The sequence below is a fragment of the Paenibacillus sp. BIHB 4019 genome, from assembly GCF_002741035.1.
GTDB lineage: Bacteria > Bacillota > Bacilli > Paenibacillales > Paenibacillaceae > Pristimantibacillus.
Window position 1 is genome coordinate 349,551 of the sequence record NZ_CP016808.1, and the last position, 24,860, is coordinate 374,410.

Here is a 24,860-nt window from a genome sequence, read left to right on the forward strand (position 1 = left end):
GCGCATAATCAGGCAACCGATATCTAAACCAATTAGAGACTTATAAAAAGTAAGCGCTTACTAAGAAAAGAGGGGGACAGCTATGAAAGCAAACGCATGGAAAAATAACGGAAAGCTCTACAGCAGGTTTCTGCTCAGCATTACATTATGTATCGTATTGACGCTGCTTATTTCGTCCTTCTTCTATTACCTTGCTTATACAAGACTGGATCTAAAGCAGGCCTATTTATCCGACGTCAGCAGCCTGACCCGAACGAGCCATGAAGTGAATAGCATGACGGAGAGCGCCCAGTCGCTCACCTTCCAGCTGTACCGGACGTTTACGATTTCCAAGCTGCTTTTTTATACGAAGCCTAATATTTATGATGTGACGGCAGCAATGAATGACTTGACCAATTACTTGAGCTCCATGCCGTTTATTGAGTCGATATATGTATACAATTCAGCCAACAATCAATTTTACATTGCCAATCGTTCGGGGCAAAGCGGGATTTTTACCAAGGAGGAAATTTCCGATAAAGGCATTTTACAGACGTTAGACGATTTCCAGACGTATAAGCCGTTTACGCCGATTCCACGCTCCTATGTGCCAGAGGATGCAGACAGTCCAGTATTGCCTGGACAGCCGTCACCCGTACATCATGTATATACTTATTTAGGCTATGATGCGGTCGGTAAAAATCAAACGATTAACTCGGCAGTCATCGTCAATATTTCATCGTCGTGGATTAATAAAGATATTGGAAGCGTCGCGAGCGAGTCACTCGGCAAATCGTTTATTATCGATGATCGCCAGCGCATGCTTTCGCGCGATACACTCGCCCCCAAATCGTTGAATAAGCAAGATAATGATATGCTTTTATCGCAAATTTTCGGACAACAGCAGCCGGGTTATATTGTGGCGCGATTTGACGGACAAAAATCGCTCATTTCCTATACGTCCTCGGATGCGCTCGAATGGCAATATGTTCGCGTCACGCCTTATGGAGAAATTACAGGAAAAGTAAGTGCCATTCGCAATACGACGCTTGCTATTGCCGCCGCGATTTTGGCTATCGGCCTGCTTATTTCCTGGCTGCTGTCACGTATGCTCTACCGCCCGATCCATCATATTATGGATAAAATGAATATGCTCGAAACAGAGCGGCGCAACAGCTCCTATACGATTAGACAAAATATTTTACGCAACTTGCTGGAAGGCGCGCAGCAGTTGCAGACGAAAACCCAGCTCGACAAGCTTGAGCAAAGCGGCATTACGTTTGATTTCACAAACCATTACCGCGTCGTATTAATTAAAATTGATGACCTAGAAGCGCTCAGGGAAACGCGGGGCAATGATCTGCTCGCTTATAAATTTGCCATTATGAACATTAGCTGGGAAATTGGGCTGAAGCATTACCGCGTCGAAACGGTTGATATGAATGAAGACAGCGTTGTGCTCATGCTTGGGCGCCTCGAATCGACGGAGCAGCCGGATGATGAGCTGCTGCGGACGATGCTGCTGCAAATTCAGCATTCGAGCCTGGAATATTTGCGGATAGGCATTTCTATGACGTACAGCCCGGAGGCGAACCAGCCTCAGCAGCTAGCCTCCCTCTATAAGCAGGTGAAGGAAGCTTCGCTGCACCGCTTATTTTATGGGCAGGGCTGCTTGATCTATTCGCAACAGATTATGGAGCTGAAAGCGAAGGAATATAAATTCCCCGTCGATAAGGAGAAAAAACTGACCGATGCGCTGATGGCTTCCAAAAATGTCGATGCCAAGCAGATTTTCGCCTCTATTGTAGAGGAGACGGCTGACTATCCGATTCACGTCGTGCAGCTCGCTATCTCGCATTTAACAATGACGGTCAATACGATTTTGTACACCATTCATAAAAATAACAGTCTAGAGGTCGAAACCGGGCTGAATACGAACATTCCATCACTCGATAAATTCGAGACGGTGGAGGAAATGAACGCCTTATTTTTCACCTTATTTGATGATATTCAGGCTAGGCTTATGGAGAAACGTACGGTTAAGCAAAGCGATCTCATTCGTAAAATCAATGAGCTGATTGAGCGCGACTTCGCGAACTCCAATCTATGCTTGAATTGGATTGCTGAGGAGCTGGATATGTCCTCCATCTATATTAGCCGGGTTTACAAGCAGCAGACGCTGACCGCTGTCGTCGACGTCATTAATCAGGTGCGGCTGGAGCATGCCAAAGATTATTTGGAAAATACGGATTGGTCCGTCGTCGATATCGCCGACAAAAGCGGCTATACGAGCAGCTCTTATTTCCATCGCATGTTCAAGAAAAGCTTCGGCGTCACCCCCGCCGACTATCGCAAAACAAGACTCGCCCAGCATGGCTGAGCGGCATAGGCGAAAACTATAAACTTTATCTCCATTATATATTAGACCAATAAGTGAATTTATCCTATGATGGGTTGTATAGCGCCGAAGGGAGCGAGCAACTTGTCCATCTATGACTTTCAAGTTAAAACGATAAACGGAGATTGGTTGGATTGGTCAGCCTATCAGGGGAAGGTTGTCCTCATTGTTAATACGGCGAGTAAATGCGGTTATTCCAGCCAATTTGCCGCGCTCCAGCAGCTTTACGAAACCCATCACCAACAGGGACTCAAGATACTGGCTTTCCCCTGCAATCAATTTAATGACAAAGAACCAGGCAGCGATGCTGAAGTAAAAGCCTATTGCCAACAAAACTTTGGCATTACGTTTCAAATGCTCAGCAAGGTGGACGTTCGAGGCGAAACGGCTCATCCTTTATTTCACTATTTAGTGAGTGAAGCTCCGTTTCACGGATTTGATATGCAAACCCCGAACGGCAAGTGGCTGGACCAGTTTTTACGTGAAAAATACCCCGATCTGCATGCTGGAGATGGAATTAAGTGGAATTTCTCCAAGTTTCTCATTGATCGCAGCGGTCGAGTCGCAGGCCGTTTTGAGCCGACTGTACTACCGCATGAGCTTGATTCAGCGATAAGTGCTTTGCTTAAAAAAAATGAAAAGCAAGGCATTTAGCTCGTCCATCCGAGCTAAATGCCTTGCTTTTTCACAATCCTTCGACCTTCGAGCCGATCCGTCTATGTACCATCGTTTGATCACTTTGGAATAAACTGATTAATCCAGCCGCCGAAGCTTTTCGGATTTCTCGTTTGAATCAAGACGACGCCTTCGCCACGGAATCGGCACACAACGCCTTCGCCACTTGTAATGCTGGATAACCAGCCGTTAGCAGCCTTCTCGATCCGGTAATCCATATAATCAGGCCATGCAACCAGATGTCCGTTATCAATGATAACTTCCTCGCCTGCAGCAAGCTGCACGGCATGAATCGTGCCGTAGGAGGAAAGAAACACCGTTCCTTTGCCGCTAATTTCAACGATAAAGAAACCTTCGCCTGACAAGAAACCTTTCGCCAGGTTTTGCATCTTCGTGTTAACCTCAATACCCGGCGTCCCAGCCAAGAAACCATCCTTCTGCACATACAGCTTGTACGACCCATCAAGCTCAATCGATTCAATATCGCCAATCGCTGCAGAAGCAAGCAAGGCTTCGCCTGGGCCCCGTGTGGCAGACAGCTCTTGAAAGAAAAACTTCTCGCCGCTCAGCATCCGTCCAAGGCCGCGCATAATGCCGCCATCGAGCGTACCTTTCAGCTCAAGGTTTGGCGACATCGATACCATCGCACCCGACTCTGCTTTAATCGTCTCGCCGCGCTCCAACTGCACCTTCAATAAGGGAAAAGCGCCGCGATATAAAATTTCATGTCTCATTTCAATATATTCCTCCGATCATTCGTACTGCCTCAAGCTTGCCGATGTTGGGCCGCTTTCTAAAAAAGCGGTCCACTCATCATCATGCTGCTAAGAAACTTCAAGGAAGCACCACGCAAATTTAGTATGCTCCATTTTTTCTTCAATAGCTGACGCACGCGAAATAACCGTGACTTAATGGTGCCGACAGGAACCTGTGTTTCTTGGCTAATTTCATCAAGCGACATATCGTAAAAATATCGCTTCACAACCAGCTCCCGATCCTTGTCAGACAGTCCCTTCATCACTTCGGATAGCTCCTCGGACAGCTCCTGCTCCAAATACACATGCTCAGGCCCTTTATCCAAGCTCGGCAGCGTTTCCTTGAGCGGCCATTGCGACATAAAGTAATCCGGCTCTGCATCCAAAGAGACGCTTCGGCGCGTCTTGCGTTTTCTGAGCGTATCAATACATAAATTAATCGTAATTTGAAAAATCCAGGTCGTGAAGTTTTTCGAAGGGTCGAACTTATCGATATTCGTCAAAAGGCGAATAAACGTCTCTTGCAGAACATCTTCGCTTTCCTGACGGCTGCCAAGCATCCTATAAGCAGTTGAAAACAGCCTATCATAATAGACCTTTGTAATTTCCGCGAAAACCAACGGGTCCTTCTCTTTGATCCGAACCGCTAACTGGGAAGCATCCATAATTTCTCTCCAAACTTAAATAGGATAATAGACTTTAACATTGGCATTACCGAATTTTGGCGATATCCTCGCCCGCCCTCTTATACGCCTTCACAAGCTCCTGAATTTGATTAAATTCACTGTCTCCCGGCCCAAGGCCATCCATAAACATTTTCTGCAGCACCGATTTGAAAAGGGTTGTCCGCTCTTCAATGAAGCTGCGTTCCAGCTCCAAAATTTCATCCAGTGTATGGCTGTTAATGAAATCATCCAGCTCGCTTCGCTCCGCGCGGCCGCCGCCCCTATCACCGCCGTAACGCTCACCGCGCAGCCTCTCCGGCTCCGGCATAGGCTCCTCTTCCTCGTAAGGATTCAGATTAACCGAGGAACGAATCGACGATAAAATAATATTTTCTTTCGCGAGCATGATTTGGAACGACTTGTTTTGAAATAAATCGCTCATAACGCTGCGACACAAATCTCGATTTTTAAGTAAGATGCCATCGAAGGGATGAATGGTCCAATTATCATTCGAATAAAATAAATTAAATATAAATTTCTCGCTGCCAAAAACGTATTCTACGTTTATTGTATGTTCATCCAGCATTTCAAATGAAAAATCCAACATTATCGTTCCCTCCATACGAGCAGCAGGCCCGAATTCTTCCGATAAGTCAATTTTACCAAATGATCCGCCATTACGCTAATATTATATAAAATTCGACTCTATTCTCGTTTTCCATAGAACGATAACAATGGCCGCATCTTCCTGTACTACAGAAAATACGGCCCTGCCCACGATTATAATTGGTTATGCTGCTCTAAAATGGCCTCTACCCGTTCGCTGGTGGCAACGATAATCAACGTTACAATCAATAAGCCGAGCGTGCCTACTGCAATCAAAGACAACCATCCTCTCATTCCATCGCTTTTGTTAAGCCTATGAATGAGTGGCGCCATCTATGTGTGTCCTTGCTAAAATAGAACGAGCCTCCTGCTATATTTAGCTGAGCAGCCTGTCTATATCGTTTCCGCCAGCAGCTCCGCTGCTAATGGCCGCTTGCGATTGTCCGCCTGTATCCAAGCCTAGACGCTTCGACATGCTTTGGTTAATTTGTGCCAGCTTCTCCGTATGGGTTTTGCAGGTCGCGATAATGTCGCGATTGGATTTCTCCGATGTGTCGAGCGCTGTAATCAGGTCGGCAATCGCCGTGTTGACAGCCTCCAGCGACATCGCTGGTTTTTTGAGCAGCTCCGCCGACTTTTCCGTTGACGTTTTGAGCAGCTCAGCATTGCGCTTGAACTGGTCTTCAATCGTGCTGTTTACACTCTCGACTGCATTTGCGATTTTTAACTGATCCTCAATAGCGAGCGTGATCATTGCCGAAACCGTAATCAGATTAGACGCTTTATAAATGCTGTTGTTGACCGCATCAATCAGCTTGTCGCTGTTGTCATTGACGATGTCCGTCGCAGCAACTGCCTGATTGAACAGCAATATATCCTCGGTCATCGACTGGATGCGGGTGACGACTTTACGCAAGCCGCGCTCCAGATACGTTTTGCGTTGTTCATTTTCCGGCTTGGCAATTTCCGTTTCGAATAACTCCTTGAGCTTGTTGCCCATGGCGATCTTCTCTTGCAGCGAATAAATTTCCTCAAGCGAGCTGCGCTTGAGCGTACGCATATTCACAATGCTCTCCTCAAGGCCATCCTTGCCGTCACGCAGCCCCTGTACAATCGCATCAATATTCGTCCGCACGGACTGATATTTATAAACGTAATTTTTCACAGGGGACTTGCGGATCAGCTTGCCGATAAAGCCGACGTTTTTACTTTGCTGCAAAGATTCGCATTCATTACGCAGCGACAAAATCAGATTCGATACTTGGCTGGACCCGCCTGACATGAGGGTGGCGACCGGACGTTCCAGCTGCTTAAGTGTCGCGCCCGCACGCTCCTGCGTCTTGGCGCCCAGCTTGCCCATCTCGTCCATTAAGCCATCGAGTGAGAGCGTATCGGCCTGCGCTACCTTCTGAATAATGACGGCCGCTTCCTGGACGGCCTTCTGCTCGTCTTCTTTTTTCAATTGAATCGTTTGTATGGACACTTAAGTTCCCTCCCCACGGATTTTCAATCTAATAGGCCATTAAAACTCCGAGTAGTTGTAGCGTTTGTGAATAACCTCCGCCTTGGTTTGCAGCTCCATCAAATCCTTGTGTTCAATCGTTGCAACAATTTCAGAAATTTTGGTATTAATATCTCTCAGGCCATTTAGCAAAATGCGGCGGTTTTTCGTTTTGGCATCGCCGCTCAGCCTTAAGAAAGGATTGATGACGCTGTTCAGCTCCTTGAGCACCAGCCGTCTGACCGTATGATTAATTTCATCATTATTCAGTTCAGTCAGGAGCGGCAATACTCGGTGCAAACGGAGAAAAAGCGAACAGGACTTTTCCACAATTTCATTGTCCAGCGTATTTTTCTGCCCTTCGGATATAACCATATCCTCCAGCACTTCCAAATACTCCAGCACGGGATCAAATATCGGGCTAATCGCCGGTGCTGGTGCAGATGCAAATGCCCCGCCTCCGCCAGAGGAAGAAGGCTGCACAGCTTCTGGCAGCTGCCCAGGCTCAGAAGAAGCACGGGCTGGCGACGGAATTGCATCGATAATATTGGTTTTGCGCAGCAGCCGCTTCTCATCGAGCACGACACCCACGAGTGTAGCTGCGACTGGAATAAGCACTGTAATAAATTCTGGCAGCAGCCAGCTTGTTGCAGCGGCAATAACAAGTCCGATTGCCGCTCCGATAATCGAGCGTTTTTGAATCACTCTCTCACCCTCCAACCTGCTGTGCCACTCGCTTCTATTCGAATGCTGTCATTCGCATCGGCTGCTCAACGTGGCTCGCCAGTACGCCATACTCAGGCGTCAGCTTGTCCACCTCTCCTCCAAGCGCCAGCTTGACCGCCAGATAAGGAAAGTTGATGCCGCTCAGACAGGAAACATGGAGACCGCCAGACATCCGCGGATTAATCTCCAGAAGCTTGGGCACTCCATTTTTATATTTCATTTGTATATTATAATTGTAAGGGATTTTGTACGTTTCTGAAACCCTTTGGGCAATTTCCAGTAATTCTGGCACATTGTCGAGCAGGCGCAGACGCCCGCCGGCTTTGCGGCGCGGAACTGCAGCAAGCAGCTCGCCGTTCGGCGCAGCTAGGCAATCGATGCTGTATTCAAACCCGTCAAGCAGCTCCATCACCATCAAATCTCCAAACTGCGGGACAGTCGATAAGGTACGGTACACCTCTTCAAACGGCAGCGCGCGTGAAACCGAGCCGAACAAATCCGCCAGCTTGTCGCGCTCATTGTCAATGATGCGGAAGCCTTGTCCACCTTCGCCATCCGTTGGTTTAAAGCAGACGCGATGCCCCTTGGATACCAAATCGTCATAGGCCGCCTTAAACTGCTCTGCCGTTGAAACCACATGATAATCAGGAATGACCATAATGCCGCTCTCGCTCACCGATTCATAAAACTGATCCTTGACCATCAGCTTGCCGAGCAGCTCCTCATCCTGGATAGCGACGACTTTAACGCCTATTTCATCAAAACGCTTGATGCTCTTCACTATATCCAGCATATTCAGTCTTGGGACGAACACATCTATTTTATACCTTAAACAGAAATCAATGCAAAAATCAACATAAGCCTCGCCTTTGACAGAAGGCTCAACCTCCGCCACATCGCAAGCTTGCAGCGACATATGCTTCGGATCGGAATGCGTGCCGTACAGCTCAAAGGCTGCTCCGTCGCTATTGTTACGAATCGCATTCATATAATGATAAGCGACCGAAAACCAGCGGTTGAACCATACTTTTGTTACGTTGCTCATACGTTTGCCTTCCTTTCGACTGCTGCTGCTGTCTTAAATTCAGCCATGACGGTGGACACAAAGTCCAAAATTTGCTGCGAAGCCATAATGCCCGAATGCGTTGTAAACGTGTAAGCCAAATTTCCCGGCTCGCGCTGCTCCTGGCGAAACAGCTCGCCGTGCCTTGGGGCAATCGCATGACTTGCCGCGTCTAGCAGGCACTGGTCCAGCAAGGAATCGCCGGAGGCAGCAACGACCGTCGCTCCAAGCTGCTGCTTCAAATGCAAGAGCGCCGCGCTTTTGCTCACCTCATTTGGCACGAGATAAATTTTGCGTCCTTGTACCGACACTTTCCAGCCAAGCGCCGTAATTCGTTCCACAGCCCGGCTCACCTGCTCGGTTGGCATCCGCTCGCGATCAATGACGTAGGCGAAAAAAAGCTCATCGCAATAACGCTCGCCATGAATCCAATCCGTGCTCGCCACCTCATCGAAGATCGCTTTAATTTCCGACGCCGGAGCCGCACTAGCCGCAATAAGCGTCTGGATATGCGCGCTCCATTCTTCATTCCTTACGCCATTTACCAAAATATTGCCGCCATTGCTCGTGATCGCATAGGTTGGCGCTATATGGTCGCGGAACAGCTCAATTCGGTTGTACTGCTCCATCGTCCGGGTCGTCACTGGAATAAAATGAACCTCCTGTGCAATAGCTTGCAGCAGCGGCAACATTTCCGTCAAAAAATACGACAGCACTTGACCATCCTTCGTTTCTGCGGGCATCACGAGCCCCGAGCCCTCCGCGCCATCCAGTCCCATCGATCTCGTGGAATAAATGAGCGTCTGATCAAGATCACTGGCGAAAATCATACAGCTTCCTCCTCGGCAGAAGCAGCAATATCCGCCTTTTTATTTTTCGGTTTAATAATGCCGCAGCAGGAATACGTCAGTTCAGGAAATACTTCCACTGGAACGCCGCGATCGCTGGCCAGCAGCAAAATATGCTGAAGCCCCTGGTTGTCCAAGCGGTCCACGAGAATCTTCCAAGGCACGCGCCGCAGCAGCACCCGTGTCGTCTCTCCAACGCCCGGCTTCACCAAATTAATATCCTCGATGCCGTAAAGTTTTTGAATCGCTTTAATATCCTTCAGCCCCTGCCAAGTTACCTCAGCCTTCTCGTTCATCAGCTTCACAGCTTCCTGCTTCGCCTGCTGTGAGATTTGGCTGAAATACGCGGATACCGTATCGATGAAATGATTCGACAAATCATCCTTCATCCATTCCTTATAAAACTTCGCCCCGTGAAAATCATCCGGCCCAATGATATCGCCGCGAAGTACCGTGCGGCTCATCAGCCCGGACACGGTAGAATTAAGGCAAGCACTCGGAATGAGGAAATCTTCGCGGGTGCCGAATATGCTTGAGCTGCAGGCAGGATCTGCCAGTACCGCAAGCTCCGCATCCAGCTGGGTGCCGTACTTCTGCTTGAATGTGTTGCAAGCTTCAATCAGCACTTGAGTAATGGCGCCTTTGCCTGTCCAGCCATCCACGAATTGAAGCTTTGCCTCCGGGCCATGCTGCTGCAAAATATAAAGCAGCGCATTTTCATCAATGCCCTTGCCGCGAATGATCGAGATGCTGTAGTGCGGCACATCAAGCCCGCATCGCTCTGCTATGTAGCGCTTCATCAGAATGCCAATTGGCGTCCCCGCTCTCGCTAAAGAAACGAGCACCGTCTGCTTGCCGCTGCGCGCTACTACCTGTTCGGCTACGATGCCAGCAGCCAGTGCTACCCGCTTTGCCGATTCCGTCAATGTCTGGTGAAACAGCTGGATGTATTCCGGCGTCGGCTGGTATTCTACAGGCAGCATTTCCGAATAATGCACACCGGATTGGATCGCTTCCTCGCGATCCTCGGTTCCCCGCTCCAGCTGCACATCACTCAAATCCTTCAATAGAAAAACGACGTCGGACGGCTTATAGCTGCCAAGCGGCTTTGGAGCCCCGATCGGTTTTTGCAACCGTTGTTCAAGCAAGCTTCTGCTCATGCCTTTTCCTCCTTATGACTGCCCATTGATGGACCGCAAATAATGACATTGATTTGCTGGAATCCGCATGCTTGCAGCGCCGACAGCAATGGAGCAAGACGATCCTCCGGCCAGTCGCGCTCTGCAAAAATAAAGCAATCGTCGTATTGCAAGGCACCGACATTATAAAAAAAGTTCCTCACCTGCTCATCTTCCGGCGATGGAAACGCTTGTCCCGATTTAATCGCATAATCTGGCTTGTCAATGGGATGAACCGGGCTTCTCGTCGTTGAGTGGTAGCTTACACCTTGCCCCAGCTCCGCCGCTATTCGCATCGGTATATACATAAACTCGCCTGTGCCTAGGCATAACGTACGCTCACCCGCTCTAAAGCTTCTCAGCTTGGCCCCAGCCTTTGCAATGCTTGCATCCAGCGTCCTATTCTCGCAGGAACGAACGCCGAAGCGCCCCGTTCCTGCCACATAAGGCGAAGCATTCACTGCTCCTGCTGAATCAACCGAGCTGTAGGATGCGAGCTCGAACAGCTCGTCCAAATACACTTTATTCAGGCGACCGCTCGCATGTGTTTCAGCCTGAGTCTGAGCGCTGGCCGCTACCTGCTCGGGCGAGCTGCCTTCCGCCCTAATTGCGCCTTTCATCAGCGACAATACTTCAATCGATACGCCAAGCTCCTGTGCGGCTTCCGCAAAACGCTGCTCATCCGCTTCAGTTCTCCAGTCGAGCAGCGATGCTACTATATATTGTTGACGGGGAAATTGCCTTTGGATATCCCGTATTATGTTCAAGGCTGTTTTACCAGTCGTGAGCTCATCATCGACGAGAACGATCGGCTCGTTACCGTTAAAAAAGGCCGTATCTAAAGCGTAACAGCGATGTGCAACCGCGTGGGAATGCTCCTCTTCAAAGCTAATGAGCGATTCCATCGCCGGAATCTGCTCTCTAGTCGTATGAAGATAGGTACAGTCCTCACTGAACACGCGATACATGCTATGCCCAAGTGCTGTTGCTGTTTCTGCAAAACCGATAAACAGCGCTTGCTCAGGGAGCTTTAGATTAGCTTCAATCACTTGATGATACACCTGCTCTGAACGCCCCGGGTTAGTCAAGCCTTCGATAGCAGCATCCAGCAGTTCATTAGCCAGAGCATGCTGCTGTTCATCCGCAGCGTACCTTTTATAAAGCAGCAGAGACAATGCCGCGCCGCTAAGCAGCGAAGTATAAGGATTAACAGGAAGATGCTTGCCCAGCACTTTGCTGACAAACAGAAAGGCCCGCTTCTTGTTCATGCGCGCTGCCATGGCAAACAGCGTATCCGGGGATAAGCCGAATGGATTTGCTGTTACCGTTACCGATACTTTAAGATCATCTACAATGTTATACGTATGCTTGCTCCTGGCTTGCGAGTAAGGCGATAAAATGTTGTTCTTCATGCAGCACCCCGTATATTTTTGATCTTGCAATTACGCGATTAGCCCAATTCATATGGGGTTTCACTTCATTCATTTTGTTGGCATAATCGCTCTTGAGTACGCCGACATAGCCGTTATGGCTGGCAATAATGCTTTGAGCATCAATATATTCTTCATACGTCACCGCATAGAGCGATTGCACCGGCCGAATATGCGACGGGTGGATAATCGTTTTGCCAATAATGCCGTTTTCCTTGTCCATCATAACTTCGCGCAGCAGGCCATCCGTTTCCGGTGCTGCCGAATGCCGCAGGGGCCACCGCTCTCCTCTTCCAGACAGCTGCTCCGGCTGTAGAGGAAACAATGATGGGACAGGAGCCTGCTTGCTGCTCGAAAAATATTCCCATACGGGTCCCGAGATGACATAAGAGGCGTCCATTCGCCCAAATATATTTATAATATCCGCCATACAATCGCGAACAGGAAGAATATCGTATATGGTCATGGTCTTGCTGCGGCGCAGGCCAAATAAGCTGGAGAAGTCTGTCGCTCCAATACGCACATTGAGCACATAACGCTGATAACGATCGAGAAGCTGCTTAATGGCCAGCAATTCCTCCAGGCGTGTCTCACGATAAATGATAGCAGGCGTTTCTAGTATGGGCAGCCCATAAAGCACCGGCGAGCCAACACTTTGCTGACGGTTAAATGCAGCGATTTGACTAAAAAAGGCTTCGCCATTTGCTGTTGTAAATTTCGGAAAAATAAAGCCGGTAATCAGGCTGATCTTTTCTTCCAGCCGCTCGATCATACGGGCAAGCTGCTGCGCGCTGCGAATGCGAATAAATAGTAGAGGAAGATGATCGCGCGATAACGAACCAATTTTCAAAAAAGAGGATAAACGAAAAATTTGCTGCAGCAGGGACTCCTCTGCCATCTCCACCAAATGGTCGCCAACCGCATCCTCCAGGTCAATGACCATCGTCGTCAAACCTTCATGCTTGCGGTTTAAAATATCTTCGGAAATCGTTGGGCGGGTAGCCGGACAATACAAAGCAGCTCCGACGGCATAAGCGAGAAGTTCCCGCTCCGTCGTATGATCAAATGGGGTAGGTGCCGAGAAGAAAACCGCTTCTTCTTCCTCCCAGGTAAAATAATCAAAGTATCGCATTCCGGTTTCCTCCTGATTCATTCCAGTAATCGACACTGTTCCAATTACTCGGCCCCGATCGCCAAATACGCGATCTACTCATAAAAAAATAATCCCCCCTTTAACCAGGAGGGATTAAGGGATCATTACCCGCATAAACCGCTATTTAAACATGGTCTAGTTGCTGTTTGAAGTACCCTTCTTTTGTTTCATCAGGCTTAGTACGATCGTACCGCCAAACAGAAGGCCAATTAGGCCAAAGAAGTAGAGGTGTGGGATCTCGATATGGAAGGCCCCTAAAATCATTTTAATTGCGATTAACGCAATGAGGAAAAATGCCGTTTTTTCCAGCTCAGGAATTTTCTCAATCAGCTTGAGGAATACTTGGGCCACGCCGCGCATCATCAGAACGCCGAGAATACCGCCAAGGAACAATACCCATACTTCCTTGCTGACGCCAAATGCCGCGATAACGCTATCGATACTGAATGCAATATCCATTAATTCTACAGCGATAACCGTTCTCCAGAACGATTGCCCTTTGTTTTCAACACTGTCTTCGCCGCCGCCCTTGAACAATCCTTTATAAGCGATGTACAAGAGATAAGCCGCACCTAGGAATTTGACGGCTGTGAACGTAACCAAATACGTTCCAAAGCCAATCGCCAGAAACCTGAAAATATATGCGCCCAAAATACCGTAAAACAACGCTCTCTTTTGCTGTTCCTTCGGTAAATGCTTAACCATAACAGCGAGCACGAGCGCATTATCGGCGGACAAAAGTCCTTCCAATATAATCAGTGTTCCTATAATTCCCCAGCTGACAGGGTCGGAGAGGGTATTTACTACTTCATTCCAATTAAAGAAATGTCCGTAGTTCTCCACAATGCTTTGAAAAAAATTCGTTAGCCAGTCCACTTCATTCTAACCTCCATTTTATTTGCTTCCTGCAACCCAGCTGAGACCCCAATCGAAAGCACTATCAAGCTTCCGATGCCCTTCAAAATAACGAACAATCCGCTCAATGCTGAACGTTTCATTGTTCACATTCGTAATCATGGCAATTGCACACATCGCCTGTCCATTGTCGTATTCATCCAGCTTAACGACAATATCCGGGCCGCCTTGCTGGCTAAGCGTAACGACTCCATCAGCCTCGGACCAGCGCGTCACCCCTTTGTAAATAAAGGTGAAGATGAGCAATCGCTTGATTTCCTTAATTTTCTCTCCGTTAATCCGGATATTTTCACCCGTCGTCACTGAGCCTGTCCGATCATCGCCATCCAGCATCACGTATGGCGCTCTGTTCAGGGAACCGAAGCTGTTGCCAAGTGCTTGGATAACGCCTTTGCTGCCATCTTTCAACTCATACATGCAAGCGAGGTCAAGATCAATACCCGTACGTTTGAACAATCCGCCGCCGGCTTTCTGGTTCCAATTGAGGTTAACCAAAATTTCGCCCAAGCCGCCGTTTTGCTTCGTCAAATTAATGACGTCGCCCTTCTTCTTCAGCTCAATTTTGGAAAAATTGATTTTCGGCGCTTCTGAAGTCGGCTGCTGCGACGCAGCAGGAGCAGATGGTGCAGGCGCTGGCGTAGAGCCAGGCCTTGGCGGAATGACAATACGCGACCCATGCGTCTCCTGTGGTTTAGGAGGCGCTGGCGGAATCAGCGGATTCCGTGGTGCAGAAGACGTCTGCGGTGCAGGCGGTACTGGCGGCGCAGGAGGAGGCGTAGGAGCAGCAGGAGCTTTGGGCTCGTCCTTCACTTCAATGCCGTAGCTTCCGCATAAGTCTTTCAGCCCGCCAGAATAGCCGGCCCCAATTGCATTAAATTTCCACTCCTGATTGTACCTGTAAAGCTCGCCGATAACAATTGCATTTTCCACCGAAAAAGGCTCGCGCAGATCATAACGAATGATTTCCTGGCCCGTACTTTCATTCAGAAAACGTATGTATAGGCCGTTTACCCCGCTGAACTGCTGATTCCGTTTTTCCCCATCATAAATGGTCAGCGTAATGGCGATTTTCTCAACTGCAGCGTCGGTACGGGAAAGATCAATCTTGAACTGCTTGCGGTCATTGCCGCCCGGCGATTCGATATAGGATAAGAAAGCGTTCGATGGATTGCCGTAAAACAGCAAATCATTGTCGCTTCGCACCTTGCCGCCTGCAGCTAGCATAAAAGCGGAAGTATCGATTTCGAAGGAGGAAGGGGCTGACCATCCCAGAGCAGCCGTAATCCGGGTCAAACCCGGATTAGACTTGGTTACATCAGCTTTCTGCCCCTTTACGAGCGCTACCGTCATACCTCTAGGCCGTAATTGCGGCAAAGATCGGCTAGACCGCCGGCGAAGCCACTTCCAATCGCCTGGAACTTCCAATCGTTCTCATGACGGTAAAATTCGCAGAATACAACTGCCGTTTCCGTCGAAAATTCTTCGCCAAGGTCAAAACGGAGCACTTCGTTGTTATTCGCCTCATTGACTACTCTTACGAAAGCGCTGCTCACTTGACCGAAGTTTTGTTGGCGAACAGGAGCATCATGAATCGTAACTGTTATGCCGATACGCACGATATGTGCTGGAACCTTGCTGAAGTCGATAATGACTTGCTCATCGTCGCCTTCACCTTCGCCTGTCCGGTTGTCTCCTGTGTGGAATACCGCACCGCCATAAGTTTCTCTATTATTATAGAAAATAAAATCCTCGGCTCCCTTGGCCTTTCCATCAGCATGGAGCAAAAATGCAGAAGCGTCAAGGTCAAATTCGCTGCCGCCTGCATATTTATTCGTATCCCAGCCTAGACCGACAACGACCTTGGTCAACCCCGGATTTGTTTTTGTGAGATCAATACGTTGGCCTTTAGACAAGTTAATAGACATATGATTTCCCCGCTTTCTAGAAGAGTTAGGTTATAGAGGTTGGATAGGTAGAAAAAAAGCTGTAAAGGGGCTGGCCCTCCCCTCCCGCCCTATCGCATGCGAGAAAAAAGGACCTGCCCCTGCTTGTATGCTTTTAAACGTTAGTTCAAGCCGTAGTCGCGAGCCAGTCCGCCCAAGCCGTCTTTATAGCCGCTGCCGATTGCGCTGAACTTCCATTCGCCGCTGTGACGGTACAGTTCGCCGACAACAACGCCCGTTTCGATCGAGAAATCTTCGCCTAGATCGAATTTAATCAATTCTTCGCTGCTTGCTTCATTTACAATGCGGATATATGCATTGGAAACTTGTCCAAAGTTTTGGTTGCGCGCCTCAGCATCGTAGATTGTAATAGCGAAAGCAACTTTTTCTACATTAGCAGGCACAGCCGCCAGTTCTACTTTGATTTGCTCATCGTCTCCGTCGCCTTCGCCCGTGCGGTTGTCGCCTGTATGTACGACGGAACCGTTCTCATTGGAAGTATTGTTGTAGAATACGAAGTTTTTCTCGCCTTCTACTTTACCCGAAGCTGCCAAAAGAAATACCGATACGTCGAGGTCAAATTGGCCGCCGCCGTCATATTTATTCGTATCCCAGCCTAAGCCTACCAAAATTTTGGAAAGCCCTGGGTTTGATTTCGTCAAGTCTACTTTTTGGCCTTTGGATAAGTTAATTGCCATTGTCAAAAACCTCTTTTCATTTGAATGGGATGGGTATTACTTATATCGCGCCGCTAAAACATCAATATGCGGAGCATGGGCTCCTTCACCGATGGCGTTGAATTTCCATTCGCCATTGTGGCGGTAGAGCTCGCCTGTAATCAGGGCGGTCATGCCTGCGTAATTATCCGATAAATTAAACTTTACCAGCTCTTGCATATTATTCGCATTCAAGACCCGGATATAAGCCGAGCGGATCATGCCAAAATCCTGCTTTCTTGCTTCCGCTTCATAAATGTTGACAACGACTAAAATTTTCTCCACATCGGCTGGCACTCTCGCCAAATCGATGCCAATTTGCTCGTCATCGCCATCGCCCTCACCCGTAATGTTATCACCCGAGTGAATGACCGAATTGCAGGCACTTTGCTTATTATAGAAGCAGACGAGGCTTTCGCGGCTTGCCAGCTTTCCGTTAGCATTCAGCATCAGCGCCGAAGCGTCACAGTCAATGTTAGCCGCCTGCTTCCGTCCCATTCCGAAGAAGCTTTTCTTCTCTTGCACCGCTGGGTCCCAGCCAAGACCAACCATAAGCTTGGTAAGACCGGAGGTTCCTTTGGTCAAATCGATTTTCTGTCCCTTAACCAGATTAATACTCATGTTCGAGGTCACCTCCTTCCCACATCAGGCGAAGCAGCTTCGTCATCCGTGGCTTTCGTTTTGATTCTACCTTTTCTACGGATGTAGCGCCCAACAAGTTTCAGAGAATTTTGGCGAATCGTATAAAGATTTTATTAAGGGAAGGATATGCTGGAGTAACATGTCTTTTTTTAAAATAATTGCTTCGCTTTAGCTTCCTGAAGCCATGTCGGAAATTCAATAAGCAGGCTGTCATACAAGTCGTCATCGGAAATTTTATCGAGGTTTTGGACCTTGAGAAAATTCGCATTGTCGATATAACGGCCATCCAGATTGTCCAGCTCGTCCAAGAAATAGAAGCGCTCATTGCCTATGCCTACAAACTGGAAGAATATCCCCAGGCGTGACAAGCCGCGAATCAGCTCGCGCGTCTCCTCTTTGTCGGAGTTGTCCCCATCTGTGAAAAATAGGACATAAACGGGCGGGTCATTTTTAATTTTGGATGCATCAATTTCATATTCCGTCCGGCCGCCCAAACCGAGAAAACCGCCCTTGCGGGTAAGCTTCAGCGCCCCTGGATAATAAAAATCTGCGATCTGCTTCATGACACCCGCATATTGCGTGCCCATCTCAAGCTTATGCTTGCTCGTAATTTCCCGCTCTACGAATTGATAAAAATTCGCTTGATAAATTTCCCCAATTTCATGATTGCTCAGTCCAAAAGCGAATACATCTGCCGCACCGTTATCATCAAAATTCATCGCAAGCGCAAGCGCGCGCTCCGCCGTTTTTTGGATAATGCCGCTTCTGTACAAATTCGTCATCGAACCGGAAATATCGAACACGGCTGCCACGCGAGCAACCTGCCCACCTAGCCCCCGCTTGGTTAAGGAAATCGTTGCTTTCTTCTTCAAATCAATCAAATTGTCTTCCGCTTGCTTCCTTAGATCAATACTCAAAGAGATCCCTCCTTAGCTTGATACTGTTAACTATATCAAATCTAATATAAAATGACAAAAATCCCAAAGTACATTGCTAGTTTTTTGCTTTTTTCGACAAAAATGCATACCCGCTATCATTACCCATTTTTTGCTTCATTAAATCAGCTCAAGCGAATACTTTGCCCCGCGAATGGCGATACAGCTCTTCGTAGTACCCGTGCCGTCTCACCAGCTCTGAATGCGTGCCCTGCTCGGCAATTTCGCCCTTGCGCATCACAATAATGCGATCAGCCTTCATGACGGTAGAAAGGCGGTGGGCAATAATAATCGTCGTCCGTCCTCGCGATACGATCGCAAGCGCCTGCTCCAGCAGCTGCTCGCTATATGAATCCAGATTCGCCGTCGCTTCGTCAAGAATGAGAATTTTCGGCTGAAATACGATAATTCGGGCAAATGAAATCAGCTGCCGCTCGCCGGCAGACAAGCCGCTTCCCCGCTCGGACAGCCGCGTATTATAGCCATCGCTCATCCGCTTGATAATAGCATCTGCCCCAACTAGGCGGCACGCCTCCATAACCGTTTCCTCATCAATGTCCATATCGAACAGCCTCACATTATCCAGCACGCTGCCAGAATAAAGATAGGGCTCCTGTTGAACGAGCCCGACAATGCGGTGCAGCTGCGCTTGCTCGATATCACGTACATCCGTGCCGTCGATCCTCACGCCGCCAGAGCGAACATCGTAGAAACGGCAGAGCAGGCTGATCAGCGAGCTTTTGCCTGCCCCTGTCGTGCCGACGATGCCAATCCGCTCCCCTGGCCGGATATGCAGCGACAAGCCCTGAATAACAGGCGTCCGATCGCCGTAACCAAATACAACATGATCAAATTCAATATCGCCACGTACTTGCGCTTTCGCAAGCGCACGGGGCTTCTCCTTGTTTTCCACCTCTGGCTTAAGCGCAAATATGCCCCAGATGCGAGACACCGCAACCGTTGCCGATTGCAGCGTATTCCACTGCTGCGTAATCGTATTAAGCGGCTGGAAAAACTGGCGGATATACGTTATAAATGCGTAAAGGACGCCGAACTCGATTTGCTTGTCCAGCACCGCCATGCCGCCAAGCCACGTAACGAAAGCAATCGACAGATTACTTAATATATCGAAGGAGCAGCGAAACCATACCTGCGTCTTTACTTCCTTCATATTAGCCCGGAAATAACCTTCATTGCGCTCCGTAAATTCCCGCTGCTGCTCCTTCTCCTGATGAAAAACCTGGATCAGATTCATTCCGGCTAAGTTCTCAGCAGTAAAAGCTATGAGCCGGGAGAGCTGCGTCCGCGCCCGCTGATAGGTCCGGCGCATATAAGAGCGGAAACCGATGGCGATGCCCGCAATAATCGGCAGCAGAAGCAAGCAATAAAGCGCCAGCTGTGCATCCAATTGGAACATCAAAAATATAATGAACACCAGCGTCATGCCATCGCGCAGCACGCTCATCAGCACTTGGCTGAACAGCTGATTCAGCGATTCCGTATCGCTGGAAACGTGGGTAATCAAGCTGCCGCTTGAGGTGCGGTCAAAATAAGACATCGACAGCTTTGAAATGTGCTCGAACAGCTGCTTGCGGACTTTCGCCACAATGCTTTGCCCTGTGTATTGCAGCATATTGTTCTGCAGGTAGGTGAACAGCAGGCTCATAGCTGCTAACCCCAAATACAAGGCTCCTATACCGATAATGGAGCGATATTCCCCCTTGCCCGCCATCAAATGATCATCAATAATCACTTTCACGAGATAGGGCTGGAGCAAATCCGCCGCTATAGCAAGCAGCGTACAGAAGAAGATTAGCGTAAAGCTCCATTTATGGGGTTTAGCAAAGGCGGATAATGCCCGAAATGCCGACATATATTTTATATCTGGCTTCGGCTGGTTTGGACCCATTTGCTGATCAGCCCTCTGGTCAGCCTCCCAATTGCGAATGGAATTAGCCATCTGCTTCTCCCTCCTCCTGAATCGCGCACAGCGATGCGTATAAGCCCGGCTTCGCCGACAGCTCGGCATGGGTTCCTTGCTGCGCAATCGTCCCTGCCTTCATGACGATAATTTGATCGGCATGCTTGATCGCGCTAATTCTATGGGCTACAATAATCGTCGTTTTCCCTTTGCGCATCCTGCGTACCGTATTCATAATTTCCGTCTCGGTTACAGCATCGACAGCGCTGACACTGTCATCCAGGATCATAAGCGGCGCCTGCTTAATAAAGCCTCTCGCAAGACTCGTTCGCTGGCGCTGCCCGCCGGACAGCGTCACCCCGCGTTCCCCAAGCTTCGTCTCGAACTGCTCGGGAAATGCCATAATATTTTCAAAAATTTGCGCCTGCCTTGCCGATTCCTCAACAGCGTCCATTTCACGCCCCCGATCCGAAAAAGCAATATTATCGCGAATGGAGGTGCTGAATAGAAAGCCATCCTGCGGCACGTAGCCAATTTGGCTGCGCAGGCTCTCAAGCGTAATGTCGCGAATATCCGTCCCATCAAAACGAATGGTGCCCATCGGCGCTTCATATGTGCGCAGCAGCAGCTTCATAAGCGTCGTCTTGCCGCTGCCGGTCGCTCCCACGATGCCAATCGTCATGCCGGGCCGAATGTCCAGCTGAATATCGCGCAGTGCTGCTTCGCGAGCCCCCGGGTAAGTAAAAGACAGTCCCGCAACATGAATGCTCTTGCCCTGCAAATCAAGCGAAGCAGCCGCCTTGCTTTCCTGAATATCCGGCGTTTCTGACAGCAGCTCGTTCAGCCGCTCCAATGAGGCCCGCGAGCGCTGCATCGTATTAATCACGGTGCCGATTTGCTGAAGTGGGTTCATGAGCATCCGTATGTAAAGCGTCAATGCTACAAAATGCCCCAGCGACAGCTCGCCATTCACCGTTAAGTAGCCGCCTAACGAAATGGCTATAATTAAAGACAATGCGCCGAGAAAGGGGATAATCGCCTGAAAAATCGAAGATACCCGGACCAGACGAAGCTGGTTGTCCTTGATTTGATCTACGGTTGTGAAAAACCGCTCATTCATTACCGATTCAACAGCAAACTTCTTCGTTACGCGTATGCCCCCGAACTGCTCCTCCGCTGACTCGGTCATCGTAGCGAGCGAGGCCTGCACTTTTTTGGAACGCTGCATAATGACTGGCCCGAATCTCGTTACGATGAACGGAATCAGCAGCAGCGGCACGATGGAAGAGGCGAGCAAAAACAGCGGGATGCCGCTGTAAAGCATCATCGTCACGACGGCGAAAAACAGCGTCACCGCACTGGCCGTCTGATTGACGCCCATCGAGATCGACTCCCTCACCCCGGTGACGTCATTGACGACATAGCTCAGCAGCTTGCCGACGCCATTTTTCGAATAAAAACGTTCGCTTAGTCCGGTAAAATGCACAAACAGCTTGCCGCGCGTCAATCGCTCAAAACGTCTGCCAATGTACATAATGAGAAATTGCGCCACGCAAGCCAGCACAACATAGCTCGCGCCAATGGCGAGCAGCAGCAGGCTATAGTTTTGAATAAGCCCGCTCGATAAACCGTTATTTTGCAGCGCATCCGTAAACCTTCCCAATACCTGCGGGAAGAATACCTGAATGATACTGGATGCGACATGCAGCAGAACGGCAACCGCATACAAAGGCCAGCTTTGTCTTAGAAAATCGACTAAAATCCGCCCTTTTTTCATTCTGCATATCACTCCTTTGCCGGCTAACTATTTACTGCTATAGTATCCATTGTAACAGTTTATTCCCCTTTTGGGTCGAAAATGACGAAAAGACGGCTCGCTTGAGCCGCCTCCGCCCAGCGTTCAGCCTCTGACTGCCGCCTACAGCAGCCCTTTGCGATACAGCACGGTCAGCACGCGATAAAAGTCCAGTGATCCGCCTTCCGGCGTATCGATGACACCAGCAGCTACCGCAGCCGCAACTGCTGCTTTCGCCCATGCTGGCACCGCCATGCTGTGCTTTGCTTCTAATTCGGTTACCCGCTTCACCAGCGCATCAAACTGCTGGCGCTCCGCTTCTGTCATGGGTTCCCCCTCCTCTTCCGGCTTTCCCGGTTCTGGCTCAGGCTCTGGCTCCACTGGATCGCCCAGCAGCACTTTAATTTGCTGCAAAAAGCTTTCCCAACCGCCCGGCCGGCTCCGAAACGTATGCGGACAGTTTTTGCCGCTCCAGTGGTTATGCTGGACGACTGCCGTAATCGGCAGTCCGAGCTGGCGCAGCACCCCGGCAATGAGCGCCGCTGCATTCGCCTCCGCCTTGCTGCGGATGCCATCGGCATTTTCACAAATTTCGATGCCGATTGAGCTGCGGTTGCCCGGCCCATTGCCATCGCCTGCATGCCAGCCATGCTCGGTTACAGGCAAATGCTGCACAACCCTCGTATCATCCACCGTAAAATGCCAGGACACGGGCAAAGCTGCGGCAGCACTGCCTTTTAAATATTTGGCATGCGAAAGCGCATCCGCTCCCTTCGAGCTGTTCGCTGTATCATGTACCGTCACATATTTCGGCCCTTGAATGGCGATGCCGGGCCGATTGTTCCTGCCCGCCGGAATAAAATCCTGTATCCTTTCAGCCATCGTTCACCCTCCCTTCGGGTGCGAGCATCATTCACTCGCTCCTATTAGGAAGTGCAGCAGCACCATAATTGGTTTGTACACCTGCCTGAGGGCGGCAAAAAAAGGCGGGGAGAAGAGTGCTGCTTCACTCTTTTCCCCGCCCCGTTATTCAGCCACAAGCTGGCTCTTTATTTGCCAAGCAATATTTTCGCATATGGCGAGTCGATTGGCAGCATGATGACCGGCTCATTTTTGAGCGTCGTCACATAGCTGTCCAGCGTCCGGTAGAAATTATAGAACGCCGGGTCCTGCCCGTATGCTTTATTATAGATTTTCGCCGCCTGCTGCTCGCCCTCGGCAACGATTTTTTTCGCGTCGGCCTGCGCTTGCGACATCAGCTCGCTTGCGGTACGGTCAGCCTTCGCCGTAATTTTGCGCGACTCCTCATCCCCCTCGGACAAATAACGCGCCGCGATGGATTGACGGTCGGAAATCATCCGATTGTACACGCTCTGCTTATTGCCTTCAGGCAAATCCGTCCGCTTAATGCGCACATCAATTACCTCAACGCCATAATCGTCGCGCTTCAGCGCCTCAGCTACGTCGCGCGTAATTTCATCATTAATATTGCCGCGCTCCGTCTGCTCGCTAATAATATTATCGTAATTGACCTCAGACAGCTTGCGCCGCACCGAATTGTAGACCGCCTCATCAATACGCTGAACGCCAGCGCTTACCGTCTGCGCCGTTTTCAGAAATTGCTCCGGGTTCGTAATGCGCCATACGGTGTAATTGTCCACGATGATCGGCTTCTTATCCTTCGTCAAAATCGACGTTGGATTGCTCTCATACGTCATCTGGTATTTCGGCAATGGCGATACATTTTCGATAAATGGAATTTTCAGCTTGAGGCCCGGCGTTTCGGCAACCCGAACCGCTTCACCAAACTTCAGCACGACCTTGTACTCGCCTTCCTTTACAATGTACATCGAACCTGCGCCAAGAATGACGACGACCACAAGGCTGACTAGCAAAATCAATTGGTTTTTCTTCATGGTGTTACGCCCCCTTCCGCCTGCGGTGCAGGGGTTTGCGAACTGCCAGAGCTGCTGGAAGCGCTTTTGCTGCGAAGCAGCTCATTAAGCGGCAAGTAATTCACCGTATCTCCATTGCTGTTTGTAATGAAAATTTGCGCGTTCGGCAATATTTTTTCCAGCGTCTCAAGGATAAGACGGCTTTGCGTAACGTCCGGATTGTTTTTATATTCGGCAAAAATCGCATTGAACTTCGCCACGTCGCCCTCGGCGTTCAAAATCCGCGACTTTTTCTCTGCCTCGGCATTTTCGAGCAGTGCCTGTGCTTCCCCGCGCGCTTTCGGAATGCGATCGTTTTCATATTTTGCCGCGTTGTTGATCTTTGTGTTTTTCTCCTCGCGGGCATTCGTGACTTCCCGGAACGCTTCCTCTACCTGGCCGCTTGGCGGCTCAATATCCTGGAACTTAATGTCCATAATTTGAATGCCGGTTTGATATTTCGTCTGCAGCTCCAGCAGCTTCTCCCGCACCTTATCCTGAATAACGGTTTTCCCGTCCGTAATCGCGTAGTCGAGCTTCTCTGAACCGATAACCGAACGGATGGAGGAGCTTGCCGCATTGCGCAGGAAGCGCTCCGGATCATCAATATTGTACAAATAATCATGCAAATTGCTTATTTTCCACTGGACGACGGCATCGGCCGATACGATATTTTCATCCCCGGTAATCATAAGCGCTTCGTCGTCAACGGGTGTCACGCTATCGCCATTTTGGCGGTACCCGATATGAATGCGCTGCACCAGCTCAGCTGGCACCGTAACAACTTGCTGAATCGGATATGGAAACTTAAAATGCAGCCCCGCCGTCGATTCCCCCGTATACTGTCCAAATGTCAAAATCGCTGCCCGCTCCTGCTCCTGCACCGTATAAAAAGATGAAAATCCGAGCGTAACGGCTGCGATGCCGATGGCTGCTCCGATGATCGCCTTTTTTACCGTTTTTGGATTAAGCGGCTTCTGGCTTCCTTGCGGTCTGTTTATTTCAGTGTTCAATTAAACCTCTCCCTTCTATTTATATGAACAAAATGAGAACAAACCTAATCTGTTCATACGTGAAGGGAG

At 49.3% G+C, this 24,860-nt stretch carries 23 protein-coding genes; 2 read left to right on the forward strand and 21 right to left on the reverse strand.

Translation table 11 applies throughout. The annotated features are described in order from the left end of the window. Positions 1-82 precede the first annotated feature (82 nt). Positions 83-2,359: a helix-turn-helix domain-containing protein gene (locus BBD42_RS01580; RefSeq protein ID WP_099516710.1), complete on the forward strand. Its 2,277-nt coding sequence runs from the start codon at positions 83-85 to the stop codon at positions 2,357-2,359. A 102-nt stretch (positions 2,360-2,461) separates the two neighbouring features. Then, positions 2,462-3,031 (forward strand): glutathione peroxidase, encoded by a 570-nt coding sequence (locus BBD42_RS01585; RefSeq protein ID WP_099516711.1) that lies wholly within the window; start codon positions 2,462-2,464, stop codon positions 3,029-3,031. Positions 3,032-3,111: 80 nt separating this feature from the next. On the opposite strand, the gene BBD42_RS01590 is transcribed toward BBD42_RS01585, so the two are convergent. From BBD42_RS01590 to hflK, 21 genes are all read right to left on the reverse strand, one after another. After that, positions 3,112-3,786 carry a TIGR00266 family protein gene (locus BBD42_RS01590; protein WP_099516712.1) on the reverse strand — a complete coding sequence of 225 codons (675 nt, stop codon included), beginning with the start codon at positions 3,784-3,786 and terminating at the stop codon, positions 3,112-3,114. Positions 3,787-3,845: 59 nt separating this feature from the next. Beyond that, positions 3,846-4,472 (reverse strand): RNA polymerase sigma factor, encoded by a 627-nt coding sequence (locus BBD42_RS01595; protein WP_056034011.1) that lies wholly within the window; start codon positions 4,470-4,472, stop codon positions 3,846-3,848. Between the two features lie 46 nt (positions 4,473-4,518). After that, the gene (locus BBD42_RS01600) at positions 4,519-5,079 is read right to left on the reverse strand and encodes a hypothetical protein (protein ID WP_099516713.1); all 561 of its coding nucleotides are present in this window, start codon (positions 5,077-5,079) and stop codon (positions 4,519-4,521) included. A 375-nt stretch (positions 5,080-5,454) separates the two neighbouring features. After that, positions 5,455-6,561 (reverse strand): toxic anion resistance protein, encoded by a 1,107-nt coding sequence (locus BBD42_RS01605; RefSeq protein WP_099516714.1) that lies wholly within the window; start codon positions 6,559-6,561, stop codon positions 5,455-5,457. Positions 6,562-6,600: 39 nt separating this feature from the next. Continuing rightward, positions 6,601-7,281, reverse strand: coding sequence for a hypothetical protein (locus tag BBD42_RS01610; RefSeq protein ID WP_481855958.1), 681 nt, complete (start codon positions 7,279-7,281; stop codon positions 6,601-6,603). 37 nt (positions 7,282-7,318) lie between these two features. Continuing rightward, a complete protein-coding gene (locus BBD42_RS01615; RefSeq protein ID WP_099516716.1) occupies positions 7,319-8,350 on the reverse strand; it encodes an ATP-grasp domain-containing protein in 1,032 nt (343 codons plus the stop codon). After that, positions 8,347-9,198 (reverse strand): HAD family hydrolase, encoded by an 852-nt coding sequence (locus tag BBD42_RS01620; RefSeq protein ID WP_099516717.1) that lies wholly within the window; start codon positions 9,196-9,198, stop codon positions 8,347-8,349. Before BBD42_RS01620 ends, BBD42_RS01615 begins: the two co-directional genes overlap by 4 nt. Then, positions 9,195-10,376, reverse strand: a complete 1,182-nt coding sequence (locus BBD42_RS01625) for a cysteine protease StiP family protein (protein WP_099516718.1) — start codon at positions 10,374-10,376, stop codon at positions 9,195-9,197. Before BBD42_RS01625 ends, BBD42_RS01620 begins: the two co-directional genes overlap by 4 nt. Further along, positions 10,373-11,806 (reverse strand): phosphoribosyltransferase family protein, encoded by a 1,434-nt coding sequence (locus BBD42_RS01630; RefSeq protein WP_237163328.1) that lies wholly within the window; start codon positions 11,804-11,806, stop codon positions 10,373-10,375. The genes BBD42_RS01625 and BBD42_RS01630 overlap by 4 nt, the downstream gene beginning before the upstream one ends. Further along, positions 11,751-12,956, reverse strand: coding sequence for an HpcH/HpaI aldolase/citrate lyase family protein (locus BBD42_RS01635; RefSeq protein ID WP_099516719.1), 1,206 nt, complete (start codon positions 12,954-12,956; stop codon positions 11,751-11,753). Before BBD42_RS01635 ends, BBD42_RS01630 begins: the two co-directional genes overlap by 56 nt. Before the next feature lie 156 nt (positions 12,957-13,112). Beyond that, entirely contained in the window at positions 13,113-13,853 is a 741-nt protein-coding gene (locus BBD42_RS01640) for a TerC family protein (RefSeq protein WP_099516720.1), read from the reverse strand. A gap of 18 nt (positions 13,854-13,871) precedes the next feature. Next, positions 13,872-15,242 (reverse strand): TerD family protein, encoded by a 1,371-nt coding sequence (locus BBD42_RS01645; RefSeq protein ID WP_099516721.1) that lies wholly within the window; start codon positions 15,240-15,242, stop codon positions 13,872-13,874. Beyond that, entirely contained in the window at positions 15,239-15,817 is a 579-nt protein-coding gene (locus BBD42_RS01650) for a TerD family protein (RefSeq protein WP_099516722.1), read from the reverse strand. The genes BBD42_RS01645 and BBD42_RS01650 overlap by 4 nt, the downstream gene beginning before the upstream one ends. Before the next feature lie 140 nt (positions 15,818-15,957). After that, positions 15,958-16,533, reverse strand: a complete 576-nt coding sequence (locus BBD42_RS01655) for a TerD family protein (RefSeq protein ID WP_099516723.1) — start codon at positions 16,531-16,533, stop codon at positions 15,958-15,960. Between the two features lie 36 nt (positions 16,534-16,569). Then, on the reverse strand, positions 16,570-17,172 hold the full coding sequence (locus tag BBD42_RS01660) for a TerD family protein (RefSeq protein ID WP_099516724.1): 603 nt from the start codon (positions 17,170-17,172) through the stop codon (positions 16,570-16,572). 170 nt (positions 17,173-17,342) lie between these two features. Next, positions 17,343-18,110, reverse strand: coding sequence for a VWA domain-containing protein (locus BBD42_RS01665; protein ID WP_099516725.1), 768 nt, complete (start codon positions 18,108-18,110; stop codon positions 17,343-17,345). A gap of 148 nt (positions 18,111-18,258) precedes the next feature. Continuing rightward, entirely contained in the window at positions 18,259-20,088 is a 1,830-nt protein-coding gene (locus BBD42_RS01670; protein WP_099516726.1) for an ABC transporter ATP-binding protein, read from the reverse strand. Beyond that, entirely contained in the window at positions 20,081-21,826 is a 1,746-nt protein-coding gene (locus tag BBD42_RS01675; protein WP_099516727.1) for an ABC transporter ATP-binding protein, read from the reverse strand. The genes BBD42_RS01670 and BBD42_RS01675 overlap by 8 nt, the downstream gene beginning before the upstream one ends. 141 nt (positions 21,827-21,967) lie before the next feature. Then, on the reverse strand, positions 21,968-22,726 hold the full coding sequence (locus BBD42_RS01680; protein ID WP_099516728.1) for a peptidoglycan recognition protein family protein: 759 nt from the start codon (positions 22,724-22,726) through the stop codon (positions 21,968-21,970). Positions 22,727-22,893: 167 nt separating this feature from the next. Then, complete coding sequence (hflC, locus tag BBD42_RS01685; RefSeq protein WP_099516729.1) at positions 22,894-23,760, reverse strand: protease modulator HflC; 867 nt, start codon at positions 23,758-23,760, stop codon at positions 22,894-22,896. Then, on the reverse strand, positions 23,757-24,791 hold the full coding sequence (hflK, locus tag BBD42_RS01690; RefSeq protein ID WP_216364910.1) for an FtsH protease activity modulator HflK: 1,035 nt from the start codon (positions 24,789-24,791) through the stop codon (positions 23,757-23,759). The genes hflC and hflK overlap by 4 nt, the downstream gene beginning before the upstream one ends. Positions 24,792-24,860: the final 69 nt, after the last annotated feature.

Excerpts from the sequence above, each read along its gene's own strand:
- BBD42_RS01580 (WP_099516710.1), top strand. The coding sequence starts at position 83 with ATGAAAGCAAACGCATGGAAAAATAACGGAAAGCTCTACAGCAGGTTT.
- BBD42_RS01590 (WP_099516712.1), bottom strand. The coding sequence starts at position 3,786 with ATGAGACATGAAATTTTATATCGCGGCGCTTTTCCCTTATTGAAGGTG.
- BBD42_RS01595 (WP_056034011.1), bottom strand. The coding sequence starts at position 4,472 with ATGGATGCTTCCCAGTTAGCGGTTCGGATCAAAGAGAAGGACCCGTTG.
- BBD42_RS01600 (WP_099516713.1), bottom strand. The coding sequence starts at position 5,079 with ATGTTGGATTTTTCATTTGAAATGCTGGATGAACATACAATAAACGTA.
- BBD42_RS01615 (WP_099516716.1), bottom strand. The coding sequence starts at position 8,350 with ATGAGCAACGTAACAAAAGTATGGTTCAACCGCTGGTTTTCGGTCGCT.
- BBD42_RS01620 (WP_099516717.1), bottom strand. The coding sequence starts at position 9,198 with ATGATTTTCGCCAGTGATCTTGATCAGACGCTCATTTATTCCACGAGA.
- BBD42_RS01625 (WP_099516718.1), bottom strand. The coding sequence starts at position 10,376 with ATGAGCAGAAGCTTGCTTGAACAACGGTTGCAAAAACCGATCGGGGCT.
- BBD42_RS01630 (WP_237163328.1), bottom strand. The coding sequence starts at position 11,806 with ATGAAGAACAACATTTTATCGCCTTACTCGCAAGCCAGGAGCAAGCAT.
- BBD42_RS01635 (WP_099516719.1), bottom strand. The coding sequence starts at position 12,956 with ATGCGATACTTTGATTATTTTACCTGGGAGGAAGAAGAAGCGGTTTTC.
- BBD42_RS01645 (WP_099516721.1), bottom strand. The coding sequence starts at position 15,242 with ATGACGGTAGCGCTCGTAAAGGGGCAGAAAGCTGATGTAACCAAGTCT.
- BBD42_RS01650 (WP_099516722.1), bottom strand. The coding sequence starts at position 15,817 with ATGTCTATTAACTTGTCTAAAGGCCAACGTATTGATCTCACAAAAACA.
- BBD42_RS01655 (WP_099516723.1), bottom strand. The coding sequence starts at position 16,533 with ATGGCAATTAACTTATCCAAAGGCCAAAAAGTAGACTTGACGAAATCA.
- BBD42_RS01660 (WP_099516724.1), bottom strand. The coding sequence starts at position 17,172 with ATGAGTATTAATCTGGTTAAGGGACAGAAAATCGATTTGACCAAAGGA.
- BBD42_RS01670 (WP_099516726.1), bottom strand. The coding sequence starts at position 20,088 with ATGGCTAATTCCATTCGCAATTGGGAGGCTGACCAGAGGGCTGATCAG.
- BBD42_RS01675 (WP_099516727.1), bottom strand. The coding sequence starts at position 21,826 with ATGAAAAAAGGGCGGATTTTAGTCGATTTTCTAAGACAAAGCTGGCCT.
- BBD42_RS01680 (WP_099516728.1), bottom strand. The coding sequence starts at position 22,726 with ATGGCTGAAAGGATACAGGATTTTATTCCGGCGGGCAGGAACAATCGG.
- hflC (WP_099516729.1), bottom strand. The coding sequence starts at position 23,760 with ATGAAGAAAAACCAATTGATTTTGCTAGTCAGCCTTGTGGTCGTCGTC.